This window comes from Flavobacterium sp. ASW18X (assembly GCF_005144745.1).
Classification (GTDB): Bacteria; Bacteroidota; Bacteroidia; order Flavobacteriales; family Flavobacteriaceae; genus Croceivirga.
On record NZ_SWKK01000073.1, the window covers coordinates 1 to 511 of the forward strand.

Genomic DNA, 511 nt, shown 5'->3' on the forward strand with positions numbered 1-511 from the left:
ACAACGGGCGTATGTTTGCAGTGTAAGTTTTTACTAACATATTAAACGATTGAGTTATGAAAGCAATCTTAAGAAACTTAACAGTAGTAGCAATCATGTTTGCAACAGTTGCAAGCTTTGCAAAAGGACCAGAAACAACTTTCGGTGGTAAAGTTAATGAGGTAGAAAAGAACTTAATGGCTGTAAAGCTAGACCCAATATTTAAAAAGAAAGGAAACAAGTTGTTTATGAACTTGTTGAATTTAGACCAGCAAGACGTTACTATAAAGGTATACGATTCTGAAGGTAGAGTGGTATTTAAAGAAATATTAGAAGGCGAATTGGTAATAGAAAAGGCATTCAACTTTGAAAATGCTTTTGAGAACGATTACACTGTAGTAGTTGTAGACAACCAAAAATCTTTTAAAGAAACTGTAGTAGTAAAATAAGCTACAGTTCTAACACGAAGCAGTTTAGTTTTTAGTTAATTTATTCAGTTTGTGGGAACCCCGGCTTTTAGCCGGGGTTTTTT

General features: G+C 33.7%; 1 protein-coding gene. It reads left to right on the top strand.

Annotation, left to right across the window (positions count from 1 at the left end):
- Positions 1-56: 56 nt before the first annotated feature.
- The gene (locus FBT53_RS16005; RefSeq protein WP_136952185.1) at positions 57-428 is read left to right on the top strand and encodes a hypothetical protein; all 372 of its coding nucleotides are present in this window, start codon (positions 57-59) and stop codon (positions 426-428) included.
- Positions 429-511: the final 83 nt, after the last annotated feature.